Origin of the sequence: Streptomyces sp. BK79, assembly GCF_044142145.1 — a bacterium.
Lineage (GTDB): Bacteria > Actinomycetota > Actinomycetes > Streptomycetales > Streptomycetaceae > Streptomyces.
Genome location: NZ_JBHVOC010000049.1, coordinates 1 through 18,054, shown reverse-complemented (window position 1 = coordinate 18,054; position 18,054 = coordinate 1). Strand labels below are relative to the sequence as shown.

At 68.4% G+C, this 18,054-nt stretch carries 16 protein-coding genes; 8 read left to right on the top strand and 8 right to left on the bottom strand.

Features of this window, described 5'->3' with window-relative positions; genetic code table 11:
- Positions 1-18: 18 nt before the first annotated feature.
- Together ACFIF2_RS35350 and dnaB are read right to left on the bottom strand one after the other, a co-directional pair.
- Complete coding sequence (locus tag ACFIF2_RS35350; protein WP_395577393.1) at positions 19-1,404, bottom strand: serine hydrolase domain-containing protein; 1,386 nt, start codon at positions 1,402-1,404, stop codon at positions 19-21.
- Between the two features lie 59 nt (positions 1,405-1,463).
- Positions 1,464-2,942 (bottom strand): replicative DNA helicase, encoded by a 1,479-nt coding sequence (gene dnaB, locus ACFIF2_RS35345; protein ID WP_395577392.1) that lies wholly within the window; start codon positions 2,940-2,942, stop codon positions 1,464-1,466.
- 459 nt (positions 2,943-3,401) lie between these two features.
- Here dnaB and ACFIF2_RS35340 point away from each other — a divergent pair, with 459 nt between their 5' ends.
- Positions 3,402-4,739 carry an MATE family efflux transporter gene (locus tag ACFIF2_RS35340; RefSeq protein WP_395577391.1) on the top strand — a complete coding sequence of 446 codons (1,338 nt, stop codon included), beginning with the start codon at positions 3,402-3,404 and terminating at the stop codon, positions 4,737-4,739.
- A gap of 190 nt (positions 4,740-4,929) precedes the next feature.
- Here the strand turns inward: ACFIF2_RS35340 and rplI are convergent, their stop codons facing one another.
- From rplI to rpsF, 4 genes are all read right to left on the bottom strand, one after another.
- Positions 4,930-5,376: a 50S ribosomal protein L9 gene (gene rplI, locus ACFIF2_RS35335; RefSeq protein ID WP_395577390.1), complete on the bottom strand. Its 447-nt coding sequence runs from the start codon at positions 5,374-5,376 to the stop codon at positions 4,930-4,932.
- Between the two features lie 18 nt (positions 5,377-5,394).
- The gene (rpsR, locus tag ACFIF2_RS35330) at positions 5,395-5,631 is read right to left on the bottom strand and encodes a 30S ribosomal protein S18 (RefSeq protein ID WP_003949403.1); all 237 of its coding nucleotides are present in this window, start codon (positions 5,629-5,631) and stop codon (positions 5,395-5,397) included.
- 43 nt (positions 5,632-5,674) lie between these two features.
- Entirely contained in the window at positions 5,675-6,268 is a 594-nt protein-coding gene (locus tag ACFIF2_RS35325) for a single-stranded DNA-binding protein (RefSeq protein ID WP_395577389.1), read from the bottom strand.
- A 76-nt stretch (positions 6,269-6,344) separates the two neighbouring features.
- A complete protein-coding gene (gene rpsF, locus ACFIF2_RS35320) occupies positions 6,345-6,635 on the bottom strand; it encodes a 30S ribosomal protein S6 (protein ID WP_077798159.1) in 291 nt (96 codons plus the stop codon).
- A gap of 280 nt (positions 6,636-6,915) precedes the next feature.
- Between rpsF and ACFIF2_RS35315 the strand changes: the two genes are divergently transcribed.
- From ACFIF2_RS35315 to ACFIF2_RS35305, 3 genes are all read left to right on the top strand, one after another.
- Positions 6,916-7,221: a hypothetical protein gene (locus ACFIF2_RS35315; protein ID WP_395577388.1), complete on the top strand. Its 306-nt coding sequence runs from the start codon at positions 6,916-6,918 to the stop codon at positions 7,219-7,221.
- A gap of 149 nt (positions 7,222-7,370) precedes the next feature.
- On the top strand, positions 7,371-8,492 hold the full coding sequence (gene femX / locus ACFIF2_RS35310) for a peptidoglycan bridge formation glycyltransferase FemX (protein WP_395577387.1): 1,122 nt from the start codon (positions 7,371-7,373) through the stop codon (positions 8,490-8,492).
- Positions 8,493-8,552: 60 nt separating this feature from the next.
- The gene (locus ACFIF2_RS35305; RefSeq protein ID WP_395577386.1) at positions 8,553-9,584 is read left to right on the top strand and encodes an alanine racemase; all 1,032 of its coding nucleotides are present in this window, start codon (positions 8,553-8,555) and stop codon (positions 9,582-9,584) included.
- 51 nt (positions 9,585-9,635) lie between these two features.
- Here the strand turns inward: ACFIF2_RS35305 and ACFIF2_RS35300 are convergent, their stop codons facing one another.
- Together ACFIF2_RS35300 and ACFIF2_RS35295 are read right to left on the bottom strand one after the other, a co-directional pair.
- Positions 9,636-11,144 carry a glycosyltransferase family 87 protein gene (locus ACFIF2_RS35300; protein WP_395577385.1) on the bottom strand — a complete coding sequence of 503 codons (1,509 nt, stop codon included), beginning with the start codon at positions 11,142-11,144 and terminating at the stop codon, positions 9,636-9,638.
- A gap of 121 nt (positions 11,145-11,265) precedes the next feature.
- A complete protein-coding gene (locus ACFIF2_RS35295) occupies positions 11,266-13,959 on the bottom strand; it encodes a transglycosylase domain-containing protein (protein ID WP_395577384.1) in 2,694 nt (897 codons plus the stop codon).
- A gap of 352 nt (positions 13,960-14,311) precedes the next feature.
- Here ACFIF2_RS35295 and ACFIF2_RS35290 point away from each other — a divergent pair, with 352 nt between their 5' ends.
- The 4 genes from ACFIF2_RS35290 to ACFIF2_RS35275 form a co-directional block, all read left to right on the top strand.
- Entirely contained in the window at positions 14,312-14,989 is a 678-nt protein-coding gene (locus ACFIF2_RS35290; RefSeq protein WP_395577383.1) for a PadR family transcriptional regulator, read from the top strand.
- Positions 14,990-15,033: 44 nt separating this feature from the next.
- Positions 15,034-16,116 carry an inositol-3-phosphate synthase gene (locus ACFIF2_RS35285; protein ID WP_395577382.1) on the top strand — a complete coding sequence of 361 codons (1,083 nt, stop codon included), beginning with the start codon at positions 15,034-15,036 and terminating at the stop codon, positions 16,114-16,116.
- A gap of 78 nt (positions 16,117-16,194) precedes the next feature.
- Positions 16,195-17,457, top strand: a complete 1,263-nt coding sequence (locus ACFIF2_RS35280; protein WP_395577381.1) for an MFS transporter — start codon at positions 16,195-16,197, stop codon at positions 17,455-17,457.
- 123 nt (positions 17,458-17,580) lie between these two features.
- Positions 17,581-18,054 (top strand): hypothetical protein (locus tag ACFIF2_RS35275; RefSeq protein ID WP_395577380.1); only part of this gene is annotated, 474 nt, incomplete at its 3' end.

The window sequence follows — 18,054 nt, the reverse complement described above, 5'->3', positions numbered from 1 at the left end:
GCGCCGGACGCGCGCCCCCTAGCTGATCCCTCGCCAGCCCTCCGGGTCCACGCCTCCCGGCACAGGAGCCGCCTCGTCGTACGGCTGCCGCGTGAAGACGAACGACCCGAGGTCCAGGTGGCTCACGGTCCCGTCCGGGCGCCGCACGGCGCGCAGAGTCTCTCCCGCGTAGTAGCCCTCCAGCCCCGTCCAGGTACCGTCACCGTTCGCCCGGAAGCCCGAGCGGCGGCCGGATCCCGACAGGGGCTCCAATGCGACTCCCCCGCCGGACGTCAGCCGCAGGGCGAAGGCATGCGTCCCCCAGTACCACTGCCCGGCCAGCTCCAGCACCGATGCGTCGGCCTGCGGCAGCGGCCGCCACGGTTCGGGGATCCGGGGTTCCGCCTCGGCGACGATGCGCACGAGGTCGGCGCCGATCCCGGCCGGCTGCGGCCCCGACGTGCAGTTGGTCAGCACCACCGCCGCCACGTCGTCGTCCACAGCGATCGTGAGGTTGGCCAGGAAGCCCGGCAGGGAGCCCGAGTGCCCCACGAGCAAACGCCCGTCCCGGTGCTGGATCTGCAGCCCCAGCCCGTACGCGGCCCCGTCCGCGACATCGGCGGCCTCGACCGGAGCCGCCGGGGCCCGCATCTCCCGTACGGTCTCCGCCTTCAGCACCCGGTCGTCGCCCCGCGTCAGGAAGACGGCGAACCGCGCCAAGTCCCCGGTGGTCGACCAGAGCTGACCGGCCGGAGCCATCCGGCCGAGATCCTCGGCGGGCTCGGCCAGCATCACATCGGCCCACGGGTGTACCGCCCAGCCACCGGCGTGCGGAGCCCGGGGCCGCCCGGTCGTACGGTCGAGTCCCAGCGGCTCCAGCACCTCCCGCCGCAGCACGTCCTCCCACGCGGCGCCACGCACCTCCTCGACCAGTGCGCCGAGCAAGGTGTAGCCGGGGTTCGAGTAATGGTGCCGTCGGCCCGCCGGGTGCAACAACGGCTTGTCCCCCAGCACGTCGGCGAGCTCGGGTCGCAGAGAGCCCGGCGTACGCTCCCACCAGGGCGCGGGCGACTCCGCGGCCAGCCCTCCCGAGTGCGCCAGCAACTCGGCGATCGTGGCCTCGCCCGCCCCGGTACCCGGCAGATGCTTCTCCAGCGGATCGCTAAGGTCGAGTACTCCCTCGTCCCGCAGACGCAGGATCAGAACCGCGGTGAACGTCTTGGTGATCGAGCCGATCCGGTACTGCACGTTCTCGTCCGGACCGTGCCCGTCGACCGAGCTCCGCGCCCCGTGCCACACGGTGCGCCCGTCCCGGACGACCGCCGCGACCAGCGACGGGGTGCGCCCTTCGGCCTGGGCCACGGCGATCCGGTGCAGCAGCGCCCGGCGGGTGGCCGGGAGCAGCTCTTCCTGAGGTGTCGTCATGTCCCCAGTCCACCTGCCCGGGGCCTACGCGTCGAGCCGATTTCCCCCGGTCCGGGTACTCAGGTCTGCGCCATGTCCACGAATCGCGAGTAGTGGCCCTGGAAGGCCACAGTGATCGTCGCTGTCGGTCCGTTACGGTGCTTCGCCACGATCAGGTCGGCTTCGCCCGCGCGCGGCGACTCCTTCTCGTAGGCGTCCTCCCGGTGCAGCAGGATGACCATGTCGGCGTCCTGCTCGATCGAACCGGACTCACGCAGGTCGGAGACCATCGGCTTCTTGTCAGTGCGCTGCTCGGGCCCGCGGTTCAGCTGGGAGAGCGCGATCACGGGGATCTCCAGCTCCTTGGCCAGGAGCTTGAGGTTACGGGACATGTCCGAGACCTCCTGCTGACGGCTCTCGGCGCGCTTGGAGCCGCCGGACTGCATCAGCTGGAGGTAGTCGATGATGACCAGCTTGAGGTCGTTGCGCTGCTTGAGACGCCGGCATTTGGCCCGGATCTCCATCATCGACAGGTTCGGGGAGTCGTCGATATAGAGCGGAGCGGCCGAGACGTCCGGCATCCGTCGGGCCAGACGGGTCCAGTCGTCGTCCGTCATGGTGCCGGAGCGCATGTGATGCAGCGCCACACGGGCCTCGGCGGACAGCAGTCGCATCGCGATCTCGTTGCGCCCCATTTCGAGCGAGAAGATGACGCTCGGGAGGTTGTTCTTGATCGAGGCGGCCCGCGCGAAGTCCAGTGCGAGCGTCGACTTACCCATCGCGGGTCGCGCGGCGATGACGATCATCTGACCGGGGTGCAGGCCGTTGGTGAGTGAGTCGAAGTCCGTGAACCCCGTGGGCACGCCGGTCATCTCGCCGCTGCGCGATCCGATCGCCTCGATCTCGTCGAGAGCGCCCTCCATGATGTCGCCGAGCGGCAGGTAATCCTCGCTGGTCCGCTGCTCGGTGACGGCGTAGATCTCGGCCTGGGCGCGGTTGACGATCTCGTCGACGTCGTCGTCGGCCGCGTATCCCATCTGGGTGATCCGGGTACCGGCCTCCACCAGGCGCCGCAGGACGGCGCGCTCGTGGACGATCTCGGCGTAGTACGCGGCGTTCGCCGCCGTCGGCACGGTCTGGACGAGGGTGTGCAGGTACGAGGCCCCGCCGACCTTGTTGATCTCTCCGCGCTTGGTCAGCTCGGCGGCGATCGTGATGGGGTCGGCCGGCTCGCCCTTGGCGTAGACGTCGAGAATGGCCTGGTAGACCGTCTCGTGAGCCGGCTTGTAGAAGTCGTGGCCCTTGAGGATCTCGACCACGTCGGCGATGGCGTCCTTGGACAGGAGCATGCCGCCGAGCACGGACTGCTCCGCGTCCAGGTCCTGCGGCGGCACGCGCTCGAACGCCTGACCGCCCCCGTCCCACGCACCGGTGTCCGGACCCCGCTCGTGCTGCTCGTCACGGCTGCGGCCGCCGTCACCGCGGCGGCGGGAAGCGGGCAGACGATCGCTGGGACCGCTGTCGGCCCACGGGTCGTCCAAGGGCTCGGAAATGCTCACCGAGCCACCTCCTCCCGTCCGCCGAGCGGACCTCGCCATGCCTCTCATTTCTACGGCACGGCACTGACAAATAAGACGCCCAACTCCGGTTCTGGCGCGTCGGTTTTGTGACGATTCACAAGCCGACGGACGGAGCAGGCGCCGGACCACCGTAGGCCCGCGGGCACCGTCAGCCAATCTGGTTATCCACAGGCCATGTGGACGACGGGCCAGATGCTGTGGAGAACTCGTCGAAACCTGTGCACGACCCGGTGGACAGCCCTGTGAACAAGCCCTCGCCGAACCCCGCCAAGGGGCGCTGAGCTGCAGCTTTACCATCCACGCCCTGTGCAGAAGAAAAACTTGCCCAGTCGGATCAAGATCGTGTCGACAACTGCCCACAAGCGCACACCATGGAGTGCGCGGTAAGGACTGCAATGGCTTTGCATCTCTTACCTGTGGACGATTAGATTGGTGCTCATGACACAGGCCCCCGCGCGCTCCCGGAACTCCCGGCGCCGGCACGACCGAGAGATCGTCGCGCTGGCCGTCCCCGCCTTCGGCGCGCTCGTCGCCGAACCCCTTTTCGTCATGGCCGACAGCGCGATCATCGGCCATCTCGGCACAGCCCAGCTCGCGGGACTCGGCATCGCCTCGGCCTTGCTCACCACGGCGGTCAGCGTCTTCGTCTTCCTCGCCTACGCGACCACGGCTGCCGTGTCCCGGCGCGTCGGCGCGGGCGATCTGCAAACCGCGATCCGCCAGGGAATGGACGGCATCTGGCTCGCCCTGCTGCTCGGTGCCGCCGTCATCGCCGTCGTCCTGCCCACGGCGCCCTCTCTCGTGGAGCTCTTCGGTGCCTCCGACACCGCGGCTCCCTACGCCATCACCTATCTGCGGATCTCCTCCATCGGCATCCCCGCCATGCTCGTCGTGCTGGCCGCGACCGGTGTCCTACGAGGACTGCAGAACACCCGCACCCCGCTGTACGTGGCAGTCGCCGGCTTCGTCGCCAACGCCGTCCTCAACGTCGTACTCGTCTACGGAGCCGGCCTCGGCATCGCCGGCTCCGCCTGGGGCACCGTCATCGCCCAGTGCGGCATGGCCGCCGTGTACCTCTGGGTGGTCGTCCGCGGAGCCCGCCGACATGGCGCCTCCCTGCGTCCGGACATCGCCGGCATCAGGTCCTCCGCCCAGGCCGGGGTGCCGCTGCTCGTGCGTACTCTCTCACTGCGGGCGATCCTCATGATCGCCACAGCCGTGGCGGCCCGGCTCGGCGATGCCGACATCGCGGCCCACCAGATCATCCTGTCCCTGTGGAGTCTGCTGGCGTTCGCCCTCGATGCCATCGCCATCGCCGGGCAGGCCATCATCGGGCGCTACCTGGGAGCGAATGACGCCCAGGGTGCGCGGGACGCCTGCCGCAGGATGGTCGAGTGGGGTGTCGCGGTCGGCATCGTTCTCGGCTTGCTCGTAGTGCTGTCACGTCCGGCTTTCCTGCCCCTGTTCACCAGTGACTCAGCGGTCAAGGACGCTGCCCTGCCCGCCCTGGTGATCGTCGCCGTCTCGCAACCGATCTGCGGGGTGGTGTACGTCCTGGACGGAGTTCTCATGGGCGCGGGCGACGGCCCGTATCTCGCCTGGGCGATGCTGCTCACCCTGGGGATCTTCACTCCTGCCGCGCTACTGGTCCCCATGTTCGGGGGCGGGCTCACCGCTCTGTGGGCGGCCATGACCCTGATGATGGCGATGCGCCTGGTGACACTGTGGCTGCGCACGCGATCAGGTCGCTGGGTCGTGACCGGCGCATCGCGCTGACCGTTTCACGTGAAGCACGATGTTTCACGTGAAACACAGCAGCGAACCACGCCAGGACGCCATTCGTCCGACTCCACACGGGACGCACCCGGGACGCCATCACCAGACTCCGCAAGCGCGAAGAGAAGAGGGGCCGCATCCCCCGACCGGGAGATGCGGCCCCTCACATCGCTTCAGCGAGAGCACATGCTCAGGCCGCGACAACCTCGATGCTGACCTTGGCGGCCACCTCGGGGTGCAGACGCACGGACGTCTCGTGGGCGCCCAGCGTCTTGATCGGCGAGCCCAGCTCGATGCGGCGCTTGTCGACCTCGGGGCCACCGGCAGCCTTGATCGCCGAGGCGACGTCGGCCGGAGTGACGGAACCGAAGAGACGACCGGCGTCGCCGGAGCGAACGGCCAGGCGGACCTTCACGCCCTCGAGCTGGCCCTTGATCTGGTTGGCCTGCTCGATGGTCTGGATCTCGTGGATCTTGCGAGCGCGACGAATCTGCTCGACGTCCTTCTCGCCGCCCTTGGTCCAGCGGATGGCGAACTTCCGCGGGATCAGGTAGTTGCGAGCGTAACCGTCCTTGACGTCGACGACGTCGCCCGCGGCACCGAGGCCGGAGACCTCGTGGGTGAGGATGATCTTCATGAGTCGGTCACCCTTCCCTTATCGCGCGGTGGAGGTGTAGGGCAGCAGCGCCATCTCACGGCTGTTCTTCACGGCCGTGGCGACGTCACGCTGGTGCTGGGTGCAGTTGCCGGTCACGCGGCGGGCACGGATCTTGCCGCGGTCGGAAATGAACTTCCGCAGCATGTTCGTGTCCTTGTAGTCCACGTACGTGACCTTGTCCTTGCAGAAAGCGCAGACCTTCTTCTTCGGCTTGCGCACAGGCGGCTTAGCCATGGTGTTTCTCCTGTGTGATCAAGAAGTGTGGGTACGGCCCGCCCTAGAAGGGGGGCTCGTCCGAGTAGCCGCCACCGCCGCCGGAGCCACCGCCCCAGCCGCCGCCACCCTGGCCGCCACCGCCCTGCTGGCCACCGGCGGGAGCGCCGGTCGCCCAGGGGTCGTCGGCCGGAGCGCCGCCGCCCTGCTGGCCACCGCCGGGGCCGCCGCCCCAGCCGCCGCCACCCTGGCCGCCACCGCCGCCGTAACCGCCCTGGCCTCCGCGGCCCTGGCCCGAGGTCTTGGTGACCTTGGCCGTGGCACTGCGCAGGCTGGCGCCGACCTCGTCGACGTCCAGCTCGTAGACCGTGCGCTTGACGCCCTCACGGTCCTCGTAGGACCGCTGCTTCAGCCGGCCCTGCACGATGACGCGCATGCCTCGCTGGAGCGACTCGGCGACGTTCTCCGCCGCCTGGCGCCAGACCGAGCAGGTGAGGAACAGGCTCTCGCCGTCCTTCCACTCGTTCGTCTGGCGGTCGAAGGTGCGGGGGGTCGACGCGACACGGAACTTCGCGACGGCCGCACCGGACGGGGTGAAGCGCAGCTCGGGGTCGTCGACAAGATTGCCGATGACCGTGATGACGGTCTCGCCTGCCATGGGGGAACCTCTCGGCGGGTTTGCTGCTGGCTGCTTGTGCTGCTACTCGGATCCCGGGATCAGCTGAGCGGAAGGCTCAGTGCATCTCGGGACGGAGGACCTTGGTCCGGAGGACCGACTCGTTCAGGTTCATCTGGCGGTCGAGCTCCTTGACGACCGCAGGCTCGGCCTGCAGGTCGATGACCGAGTAGATGCCCTCGGGCTTCTTCTTGATCTCGTACGAGAGACGACGACGGCCCCAGGTGTCGACCTTCTCGACCTTTCCGCCGCCGTCACGGACGACAGAGAGGAAGTTCTCGATCAGCGGGGAGACAGCGCGCTCCTCGAGATCGGGGTCGAGGATGACCATCACCTCGTAGTGACGCATGTGGAACCCACCTCCTTTGGACTCAGCGGCCACGGTCGATCCGTGGCAGGAGGGTTGCGATGCGTGGGCACCGGTATCAGCGAGTAAAGCAGGACCCACTGACAATCGGGCTTCCTCCGGGGAGGCGGCCCGGCCGTCGAGGGCAGCGGACACCAGTGCAGAAGGTACAGAGTACCCGGCCACCCGCTTGCGGTTGAAATCCGGCGGTGAGGGGACACAATCGGTACTCAGCAGCGGATGTGAAGGGCGAAGACGCTCTGCCTTCGGCAGGAGGTTCCCCATGGCACAGATCACGCGACCCGCCAGGCCCCGGACGGGCCTGCTGGCCACCGACGGCAAGCCGCACCCCCTCCAGGACACGCTGCTCGCCGTGACCCTGGTGCTGGGAGTGCTGGCACTGGCCACCGCGAGCTTCCGCGGGCTCCACGCCCTGACCTCCTGGGCGGGACTGCTCGGGGTCCTGACGGGCGGATACGGACAGCTCGTCTCCGTGACGACGCGGGAACGCTTCGGCCTGGTGGTGGGGCTCGGAGCCTGTGCCCTCGGCCTGTTCTTCGGCATCTACCACGGCGGGCTCTTCGGCTGAGCCGCGGTCGCCGCGGCCCCACCGGACAGCCCATGCCGTCCGCCTTCACCCCGTACGCCGGACGGGGCGCTCACAGGGCGCAGTAGGCTTCGCGCGAGAGCCGGAGCCCCTGAACCCATGGGGACACACCAGCCCGAGGAGCGCCCCGAATGAGCCTGACCCTGAGGACCATCAGTCGCGAGCAGCATCTGGCCTACATCCAGAGTCTGCCGGCGGCGAGTCACATGCAGGTCCCGGCATGGGCAGACGTGAAGGCCGAATGGCGCTCGGAGAACCTCGGCTGGTTCGACGACCGGACCGGCCACCTGGTGGGCGTGGGTCTCGTCCTCTACCGGCAGCTCCCCAAGATCAAGCGCTACCTCGCCTACCTGCCCGAGGGCCCGGTCATCAACTGGTTCACGCCGAACCTCCAGGACTGGATGGAGCCGATGCTGGCGCACCTCAAGCAGCAGGGCGCCTTCTCGGTGAAGATGGGCCCGCCGGTGATCATCCGCCGCTGGGACGCCGCGTCCATCAAGAAGGGCATCCAGGACCCCGACGTCAAGCGCCTGCGCGACATAGAGGCCGACCACATCGAGCCGCGTGCCTTCGAGGTGGCCGACAAACTGCGCCGCATGGGCTGGCAGCAGGGCGAGGACGGCGGCGCCGGCTTCGGCGACGTACAGCCCCGGTACGTCTTCCAGGTGCCGCTGGCCAACCGCTCCCTGGAAGAGGTCCACAAGAACTTCAACCAGCTGTGGCGCCGCAACATCAAGAAGGCCGAGAAGGCCGGCGTCGAGGTCGTCCAGGGCGGCTACCACGACCTCGAGGAGTGGCAGCGCCTGTACGAGATCACGGCCGTGCGCGATCACTTCCGGCCGCGTCCGCTGTCGTACTTCCAGCGCATGTGGGCGGCCCTCAACAACGAGGACCCCAACCGCATGCGGCTGTACTTCGCCCGGCACAACGGGGTGAACCTGTCGGCGGCGACCATGCTGGTCGTCGGCGGGCACGTCTGGTACTCGTACGGCGCCTCCGACAACATCGGGCGTGAGGTCCGGCCGTCGAACGCGATGCAGTGGGCCATGCTCCGCGACGCCTACGCCCTCGGTGCCACCGTCTACGACCTGCGCGGCATCTCCGACTCCCTGGACGAGAGCGACCACCTCTTCGGTCTGATCCAGTTCAAGGTCGGTACCGGCGGGCAGGCTGCCGAGTACCTCGGCGAGTGGGACTTCCCACTGAACAAGTTGCTCCACAAGGCGCTCGACATCTACATGTCGCGCCGCTGACCCACACCTCACCCCCGACCCGCACCTCTGACAGCCACGAGAAAGGTCCCAGGTCCGGCCATGGCGCTCACCCTCTACGTCGACACCGCGCGCTGGCGGGCGCACCACAAGCACGTGCAGGAGCAGTTCCCCGGGCTCGTCCCGGTCTGCAAGGGCAACGGCTACGGCTTCGGGCACGAGCGCCTGGCGGAGGAGGCCACGCGGCTGGGCTCCGACGTACTGGCCGTCGGCACCACGTACGAGGCCGCCCGGATCAAGGACTTCTTCGGCGGCGACCTCCTGGTGCTGACGCCGTACCGGCGCGGTGAGGAGCCCGTACCGCTGCCCGACCGGGTCGTGCGCTCGGTGTCGTCCATCGACGGCGTGTACGGCCTGGTGGGCGCGCGCGTGGTCATCGAGGTGATGTCCTCGATGAAGCGGCACGGCATCAGCGAGCAGGACCTGCCGCAGCTGCACGCCGCCATAGAGAACGTCCGGCTGGAGGGCTTCGCCATCCACCTGCCGCTGGACCGCACCGACGGCTCGGACGCCGTCGAGGAGGTCATCGGCTGGATGGACCGGCTGCGCGCGGCCCGGCTGCCGTTGCACACCATGTTCGTCAGTCATCTCAAGGCCGACGAACTCGCCAGGCTCCAGCAGCAGTTCCCGCAGACCCGCTTCCGCGCCCGGATCGGCACCCGGCTCTGGCTCGGGGACCACGACGCCACCGAGTACCGCGGCGCCGTCCTGGACGTCACGCGCGTCACCAAGGGCGAGCGCTTCGGCTACCGGCAGCAGAAGGCGGCCTCCGACGGCTTCCTGGTGGTCGTGGCGGGCGGAACCTCGCACGGGGTGGGTCTGGAGGCCCCGAAGGCGCTGCACGGCGTCATGCCACGCGCCAAGGGCGTGGCACGGGCCGGCCTGGCCACGGTCAACCGCAACCTCTCGCCGTTCGTCTGGGACGGCAAGCAGCGCTGGTTCGCGGAGCCGCCGCACATGCAGGTCTCCATCCTTTTCGTGCCTTCGGACGCGGCGGAGCCGAAGGTCGGCGACGAGCTGGTGGCCCATCTGCGGCACACCACCACGCAGTTCGACCGGATCCTCGACCGCTAGCGGAAAGGCCGTACACGGTGGTCTCCGTGTACGGCCTTTTCACGTGTTCGCTCAGAGCGAACCACGGGGCTGCTGTCCGTCGCCCCACCTGACGCGTGGCCCGTCGAAGTGGACCGCGGGCTGCTCGGTATGGGCCGCGGGGCCCAGGACGAAGACGTCCTCCGCGCCGTCGAGCACACCGCCCGAGGGGTCGTCGTCGCCCGTACGCCGTACCGGGTCCCGGTCAGGCATCAGGATGTCGCGCACGACCATGACACACAGGAACAGTGTCCCGGCCAGGTGGATGCCGACGGCCCAGTGATAGCCGTCCGTCGGCAGTCCCTTGTGGGCATCGCCGCTGGTCGTGTACGCGAGATACATCCAGATGCCCAGGAAGTACGCCACCTCGCAGGCCTGCCAGATCAGGAAGTCGCGCCACTTCGGCCGGGCCAGCGCGGCCAGCGGCACCAGCCACAGCACGTACTGCGGTGAGTAGACCTTGTTGGTGAGGATGAACGCCGCGACGATCAGAAAGGCGAGCTGGGCGAACCGCGGACGCCGGGGAGCGGTGAGCGTGAGCGCGGCGATGCCGCCACAGCACAGCAGCATCAGGAGCGTGGCGAGCGTGTTGACGGTCTCGGTGCTCGGCGGGTTGTCGGTGTTCTGCACCAGGATCAGCCAGAACGATCCGAAGTCGACGCCCCGTTCCTGGCTGAACGTGTAGAACTTCGACCAGCCGTCGAAGGCGAAGAGCATCACCGGCAGGTTCACCACCAGCCAGGCGACGGCCGCACCCGCGAGTCCCTTTCCGAAGTCCCGCCACTTCCCCGCCCGCCAGCACAGGACGAGCAGGGGACCGAGGATGAGGAAGGGGTAGAGCTTGGCGGCCGTGGCCAGGCCCAGCAGGACCCCGAAGGCCACCGACCGCCCCCGCGACCACATCAGGAGCGCCGCGGACGTCAGGGCGACCGCCAGCAGGTCCCAGTTGATGGTCGCGGTGAGCGCGAAGGCGGGTGCGAGAGCGACCAGCAGGCCGTCCCAGGGGCGCCGGACGTGCGTGCGGCTGACGCAGACGGCGATGACGGCCGCGCACACCATGAGCATCCCGGCGTTGACCATCCAGTACCACTGTTCCTGGTACTGGATGGTGCCGCTGCCCGGAGTGAGCCAGGAGGCGACCTCCATGAACACGCCGGTCAACACCGGGTATTCGAGGTACTCCATGTCACCGGGGAGCCTGTCGAAGTACGGCACGAGGCCGTCGACGAACCCGCGTCCCTGGTAGAGGTGCGGGATGTCCGAGTAGCACGCGTGCGTGTACTGGGAACTGGCGCCGAAGAACCAGGCACCGTTGTAGCAGGGCGCTTTCTGGACGAGGCCGAGGGCGAACATGCCGATCGCCACGAGTGCGATCACGCGCACGGGGGTCCACCAGGACGTGCCGAGCAGCGCACGTCGCCCGAGGGGGCCGCCGATCAGCTCGCTGCCGGCCGCGGCGACCGTGTCCTCTCTGGTCGGCCGCACCGGATCCGGCTCGTGCACGCTCGCTGGCGTCGATTCTGCACTGGGCATGGGGCACATCCTGCCGTACGCACCTGGGAACACGCCGGGGCCGCCGCACCCTCATGGATGCGGCGGCCCTGTTTCACGTGAAACTTTGCGGGTGTTTCACGTGAAACACCCATGGCGGACGAACCGGCGGCTATCCGTTCTGTCCCTGGAAGAGGCCGCCGTTCTGGTTGCCTCTGTCCACGCCCTCTTCCTCTGACTGACTGGGCGAGGGGGAGGGTGACGGACTGCCCTCCGAACCGCCGTTCTCGTTGCCGGCATTGTCGTTGCCGGCGTTGTCCCCGTCCTCGCAGTTCCACTCGAAGACGCCGCAGGTCTCGCTCGGGCTGGGGGAGGGGCTGGTCTCACTCTGGCTGGGAGACGGCGACGGCGACGGACTGGTTTCCTCTTCCTCCTCCGTCTGGGACGGCGAGGGAGTCGGGCTCGGCGGCGGTGTGTCGTTGATGACCTCACCGATGGGCTCCGGCTTGGGGAACTTCTCCGGCTTCGTATTCTTCAGCGCGTCCGACATGTAGTCCTGCCAGATCTCGGACGGGAACGACGCACCGTGGATCTCGTCCTGACCGCCCGTTCCGTACATCTCCAGGAACGTACGGTTCTTCATGGTCTCGTCGTCCGGGTAGCGGAACATGCTGATCGCGGTCGACAGCTGCGGGGTGTAGCCGACGAACCAGGCGGACTGGTTGCCGTCCGTCGTACCGGTCTTGCCCGCCACCTCACGGCCCGGCAGCTGAGCGTTGGAGCCCGTGCCGTCCTCGACGACGGTCTTCAGGACGTCGGTGACGTTGTCCGCGACCTTCGCGGTGAAGGCCTGCTTGGTCTCGACCTTGTGCGTGTAGATCGTGCCGTCCTTGCTCGCCACCTTGGTGACCGAGAAGGGATCCCGCTGCTTGCCACTGTCCGCGAAGGTGGCGTACGAGCCGGCCATACGGATCGCGCTGGGGTCGGAGATGCCGAGGGAGAAGGACGGGTAGGACGTACCCGTCAGGCTGTCCTTCAGGAGGCCCGAGTCGACAGCGGCCTCCTCCACCTTGTCCAGACCGACATCCATGCCGAGCTGCACGTAGGCGGAGTTCACCGACTCCCGCATGGCCTCCCGGAGGTCGATCATGTAGTCGGGCGCCTCACCGACCGAGAGCTTGCCGTCGTTCTCCTGACGCCACTGCTCGCCCTTCTCGTTCTTCCAGATCGTCCCGTCGTATTCCTTGACCTTGTAGTTGTTCTGGCCGCTGTACAGGCTCTTCGGGGAGACGCGGGTGCGCTCGTCCTGGGCCTGCGTGGGACCGAGTTCCGGATCACGCACGCCCCACTTCATCGCCGCCGCGAGCACGAAGGGCTTGAACGTCGAACCGACCTGCGCACCGGTCACGTCCGCGTTGTTCGTGAAGTGCTTGGTCGCGTCCTCACCGCCGTAGATGGCCCTGATGGCCCCGGTCTCGGGATCCACGGACGCCCCGCCGAACTGGACGTGGGTGTCCGTCTCGGGCCGCTTCTTCGGGTCGATGTTCTCCTTGTAGACCTTCTGGACCGACTTCTCGAGCTCGTTGACCTTGTCCTTGTCGAAGGTCGTGTAGATCGAGTAGCCGCCCTTCTCCAGCTGCTGCTCCGTCACCACGCCGTTCTTCACCACGGAGGACTTGGCGAGCCTGACGAGGTAGCCGATCTGGCCGCCCAGCTGCGAGTTCGACTGCGGGTTCTGCACCTTGGGGAGTTCGGTGTGCTTGGCCCGCTCCTCCTGGCTCAGGTGCCCGTACTCGACCATCTTGTCGAGCGTGTCCTGCATCTGCCGCGTCGCCCGCTCACGGTTGGCCTCGGGGGTCGCGGCCTGGTCGATCGAGGTCGAACCCGCCGGGTCGTAGTACGTGGCACCCTTGAGTACCGCCGCCAGGAAGGCGCTCTGGCCGGCGTCGAGATCGACCGCGTCCACGTTGAAGTAGGCCCGGGCCGCCGCCTGGATCCCGTAGGCGCCCCGGCCGTAGTAGGCCGAGTTCAGATACCCCTCGAGGATCTTGTCCTTCGGTTCCTCGGCGCCGACCTTGATCGAGACGAAGATCTCCTTGACCTTGCGGGAGACCGTCTGCGACTGGTCGTTCAGCATCGCGTTCTTCACGTACTGCTGGGTGATGGTGGAACCACCCTGCGTGTCGCCACCCCTGGCCATGTTGAACACGGCTCGGCCGATGCCCTTGGGGTCGATGCCGCTGTCGGAGTAGAAGGTCTTGTTCTCCTGCGAGATGACGGCGTTGCGCATCGTCTCGGGAATCTGCGGAAGACTCACGATCTGGCGGTTGCGCTCACCGCCCGTGGCGACCATCTGGGAGCCGTCGGCCCAGTAGTAGACGTTGTTCTGCGCCGTGGCGGTCTTGTCCAGATCAGGGACCTCCACCATGGCGTAGGCGATGCCCGCGGCGGCCACCCCGGTGCCGAGGAAGCCGATGAACAGCCCGGCGACGAGCTTCCAGGAGGGCATCCAGCGGCGCCACCCGTCCCTGTCGTGGCGCGGGTAGTCGATCAACCGCTTCTTGCCGGACGCGGCCGCACGGCCCCGCCCGGTCCCCCCCAGGCCACCGGGAGCGGCCCGCCGGCCCCCGCGGCCGGGCTCGGCCGCTCTGCGGCGGCCGCCCCCGCTGCGCTGTGCCGCGCGCCGGGCTTCGGCGCGGCTGCCGTACGGGCGCTCCTCGCCCTCCGGACCGTACGAGCCGGACGGAGACCCTGTGGCGCCTCGCGGTGCCGCGCGGCGGCCGGAGGACGAGCCGGACTGGCCGCGTCGGGCCGCGGCACGTCCGCCTCCCTGCGGCTGCGGCGGTTTGCGACGGTGCTCGCTCATCGAACGACTACTCCTCGGGCAGGCGCACCCTTGCGCGCCTGGTAAAGGCGGCTGGTTTCCGGTCCCCCCGAAGTACGGATGCGGTCCCTTCCGCATTCACCCGTACCGCACCAGGGACAGGGACGCCCCCAGGCGTCACTCGGTTCCCGGTGGTCTGCATGGCGCACAGACTACGCACCGCCAAAACCCCCGAGTCTCGAAGTTCACCTCAAATCAGGCAACTTGCTCACGATGAATCCCTGATGTGACCCCGCTCACCAGTCCCCCCCTTGTCGCACACGGGAGCTCGTTCTATCGTGCTGATGTATCGAGTCGATACATCAGCGCGGCATAAGGGCGAGAGGAGGCGACGATGAGCCGGAGATCCGGCATCCTCGAGTTCGCCGTACTCGGCCTGCTCCGCGAATCCCCGATGCACGGCTATGAGCTGCGCAAACGACTCAACACGTCACTGGGTGTGTTCCGGGCGTTCAGCTACGGGACGCTCTACCCCTGCCTCAAGACGCTGGTCGCCAACGGCTGGTTGATCGAGGAACCGGGGAACGTCGACGAGGCGACGGCCTCCCTCACGGGACGCCGCGCCAAGATCGTCTACCGGTTGACGGCCGACGGCAAAGAACACTTCGAGCAGCTCCTCTCCCAGACGGGCCCGGACGCGTACGAGGACGAGACCTTCGCCGCTCGCTTCGCGTTCTTCGGACAGACGTCGCGCGACGTACGCATGCGCGTGCTCGAGGGCCGGCGCAGTCGGCTGGAGGAGCGCCTGGAGAAGATGCGGGCCTCCTTGACCCGCACCCGGGAGCGACTCGACGACTACACGCTTGAGCTCCAGCGCCACGGAATGGAGTCCGTGGAGCGCGAGGTGCGCTGGCTGAACGAGCTCATCGAGAGCGAGCGGGCGGGGCGGGACCTTCGTGGTTCCGCTTCGGAGGGGACCGCTCAACAGGACACGACATCTGGAGCGACGGGCGGCCTGCCCCGGCCGGGGGACGACCCCCGGCCGGATACGCCCGGCGACACCGCCACGTGAGCGCCCAGTCAGGGCCTCACTCGTACACACAGGGAGCAACCGGAATGGGTTCGGTTCGCGTAGCCATCGTCGGTGTGGGCAACTGCGCCGCATCGCTGGTGCAGGGCGTCGAGTACTACAAGGACGCCGACCCGGCGGCCAAGGTCCCGGGCCTGATGCACGTCCAGTTCGGCGAGTACCACGTCCGTGACATCGAGTTCGTCGCCGCCTTCGACGTGGACGCCAAGAAGGTCGGCCTGGACCTCGCGGACGCCATCGGCGCCTCGGAGAACAACACCATCAAGATCTGCGACGTGCCGAACAGCGGCGTCCAGGTCCAGCGCGGCCACACCCTCGACGGTCTCGGCAAGTACTACCGCGAGACCATCGAGGAGTCCGCCGAGGAGCCGGCCGACATCGTCCAGGTCCTCAAGGACAAGCAGGTCGACGTCCTCGTCTGCTACCTGCCCGTCGGCTCCGAGGACGCGGCGAAGTACTACGCCCAGTGCGCCATCGACGCCAAGGTCGCCTTCGTCAACGCCCTCCCGGTCTTCATCGCCGGCACCAAGGAGTGGGCGGACAAGTTCACCGAGGCGGGCGTCCCGATCGTCGGTGACGACATCAAGTCGCAGGTCGGCGCCACCATCACGCACCGCGTCATGGCGAAGCTGTTCGAGGACCGGGGCGTGATCCTGGACCGCACGATGCAGCTGAACGTCGGCGGCAACATGGACTTCAAGAACATGCTCGAGCGGGACCGCCTCGAGTCGAAGAAGATCTCCAAGACGCAGGCCGTCACCTCCCAGATCCCCGACCGGGACATGGGCGAGAAGAACGTCCACATCGGCCCGTCCGACTACGTGGCCTGGCTGGACGACCGCAAGTGGGCCTACGTCCGCCTGGAGGGCCGCGCGTTCGGCGACGTCCCGCTGAACCTGGAGTACAAGCTCGAGGTCTGGGACTCCCCGAACTCGGCCGGTGTGATCATCGACGCCCTGCGCGCCGCGAAGATCGCCAAGGACCGCGGCATCGGCGGCCCGATCCTGTCGGCGTCGAGCTACTTCATGAAGTCCCCGCCGGTCCAGTACTTCGACGACGAGGCCCGCGCCAACGTCGAGAAGTTCATCGCCGGCGAGGTCGAGCGCTGACGGAAGCGGACTGAGGTCCGTCGGAGGTCCCCGGGTCGCGTGACCCGGGGACCTCACCCGTATGTGAGGCTGTGCCCCATGGCCGTCGTCCGTGACCTGCGCGTCCTGCTGCGTCTGAAGGGTTTTCGGCGCCTGCTCGCCGTACGCCTGCTCTCCCAGGGCGCCGACGGCGTGTACCAGGTCGCGCTCGCCACCTACGTCGTCTTCTCCCCGGAGCAGCAGACCTCACCGGCCGCGATCGCCTCGGCGATGGCGGTCCTGCTGCTCCCGTACTCCCTGGTGGGCCCGTTCGCCGGCGTCCTGCTGGACCGCTGGCGCCGACGTCAGGTCTTCCTGTACGGCAACCTGCTGCGGGCCGGGCTGGCCTCGGTGACGGCCGTGCTGATGATCACGTCCGTCCCGGACTGGCTCTTCTACGTCTCCGCGCTCTGCGTCACCGCCGTCAACCGCTTCGTCCTCGCGGGTCTGTCCGCCGCCCTGCCGCGCGTGGTGGACGCGGAGCGCCTGGTCATCGCCAACTCTCTCTCGCCGACCGCGGGCACGCTCGCCGCGACGGCGGGCGGCGGTCTCGCCTTCGTCGTGCGCCTGGTGGTCGCGGATTCGGACGCCGCCGTGGTCCTGCTCGGCTCCGCCCTGTACCTGTGCGGCGCGCTGGCGTCACTGCGCATCGCCGTGGAACTGCTGGGGCCCGACCGTGCACAGGTCACGCCGCGGCTGGCCTCGGCACTCGCCGACACCGCCCGGGACCTGGTGGCCGGCGTACGGCATCTCGCGGCACCCGCACGCCGGGAGGCGGCCTGGGCACTGGCGGGCATGACGCTGATGCGGTTCTGCTACGGCGCCCTGCTGGTGATGCTGCTCATGCTGTGCCGGTACGCCCTGACCTCGGACACGGACGAAGGGCTCGCCCTGCTGGGCATGGCACTGGGAGTCTCGGGAGCCGGTTTCTTCGCGGCGGCTGTGATCACTCCCTGGGCGGCGGGGCGGCTCGGCCCCGGCCGGTGGATGGCCGTGTGCGCGGGGGGCGCCACGGTGCTGGTGCCGGCACTCGGTCTGCCGTTCGCCACCGTGCCGCTGCTCGTCGCGGCGTTCGTCCTGGGCCTGACCACCCAGGGGGCGAAGATCGCGACCGACACGGTCGTGCAGTCGTCGGTCGAGGACGCCTTCCGCGGCCGGATCTTCTCCGTCTACGACGTCCTGTTCAACATCGCCTTCGTCGGGGCGGCCGGAGTCGCCGCGCTGATGCTGCCGCCGGACGGCCGCTCGGTGACACTGGTCCTGACGGTCACCGTCGTCTATGCAGCGGTTACGGCAGCTATGGCCCGGTTTGAGCGCCAGTAAGTGTCACATCAGTGCCACAGAGCCTCACTGGACAACGGAGATGTCAGCGGGAGCCGATAGCTTACGTGCGTCTTATTCGCGCCATGTCCGCGACACGTACCTATGTTTTCAGGGGGACTCCCAGTGACCACTCCGCCTCCCCAGGGCAACCCGTTCGCCCAGGGCCAGCCTCAGGCTCCACAGCAGCCCCAGGGACAGAACCCCTTCGCGCAGGGTCAGCCGGGATTCCCCCCGCCGGGCGCCGCTCCGTACGCCCCGGTGCCGCCGCAGCAGCCCAAGCGCGGCATCAAGCAGTACCTGCGCATCGCCGTGGCCGTTGTGGCCCTGCTCGCCATCGGCGTCGGATGGTACGTGAACCGCAACGCCGAGGACGCGAAGAAGCTGGCGGTCGGCGACTGCCTGTACAACCAGGGCAGCGACAGCGACCCGGATGTCATTCAGGTCGACTGCGGTGACGCCAAGGCCACCCACACGGTACTGAAGAAGGCCGACGGCGCCACGGTGCCCCAGCTCACGTGCCAGAGCGTCAAGGGCACGACGGCCACCTTGACCTGGGAGGAGACCGGCGACTCCTTCACGCTGTGCCTGGGGGACAAC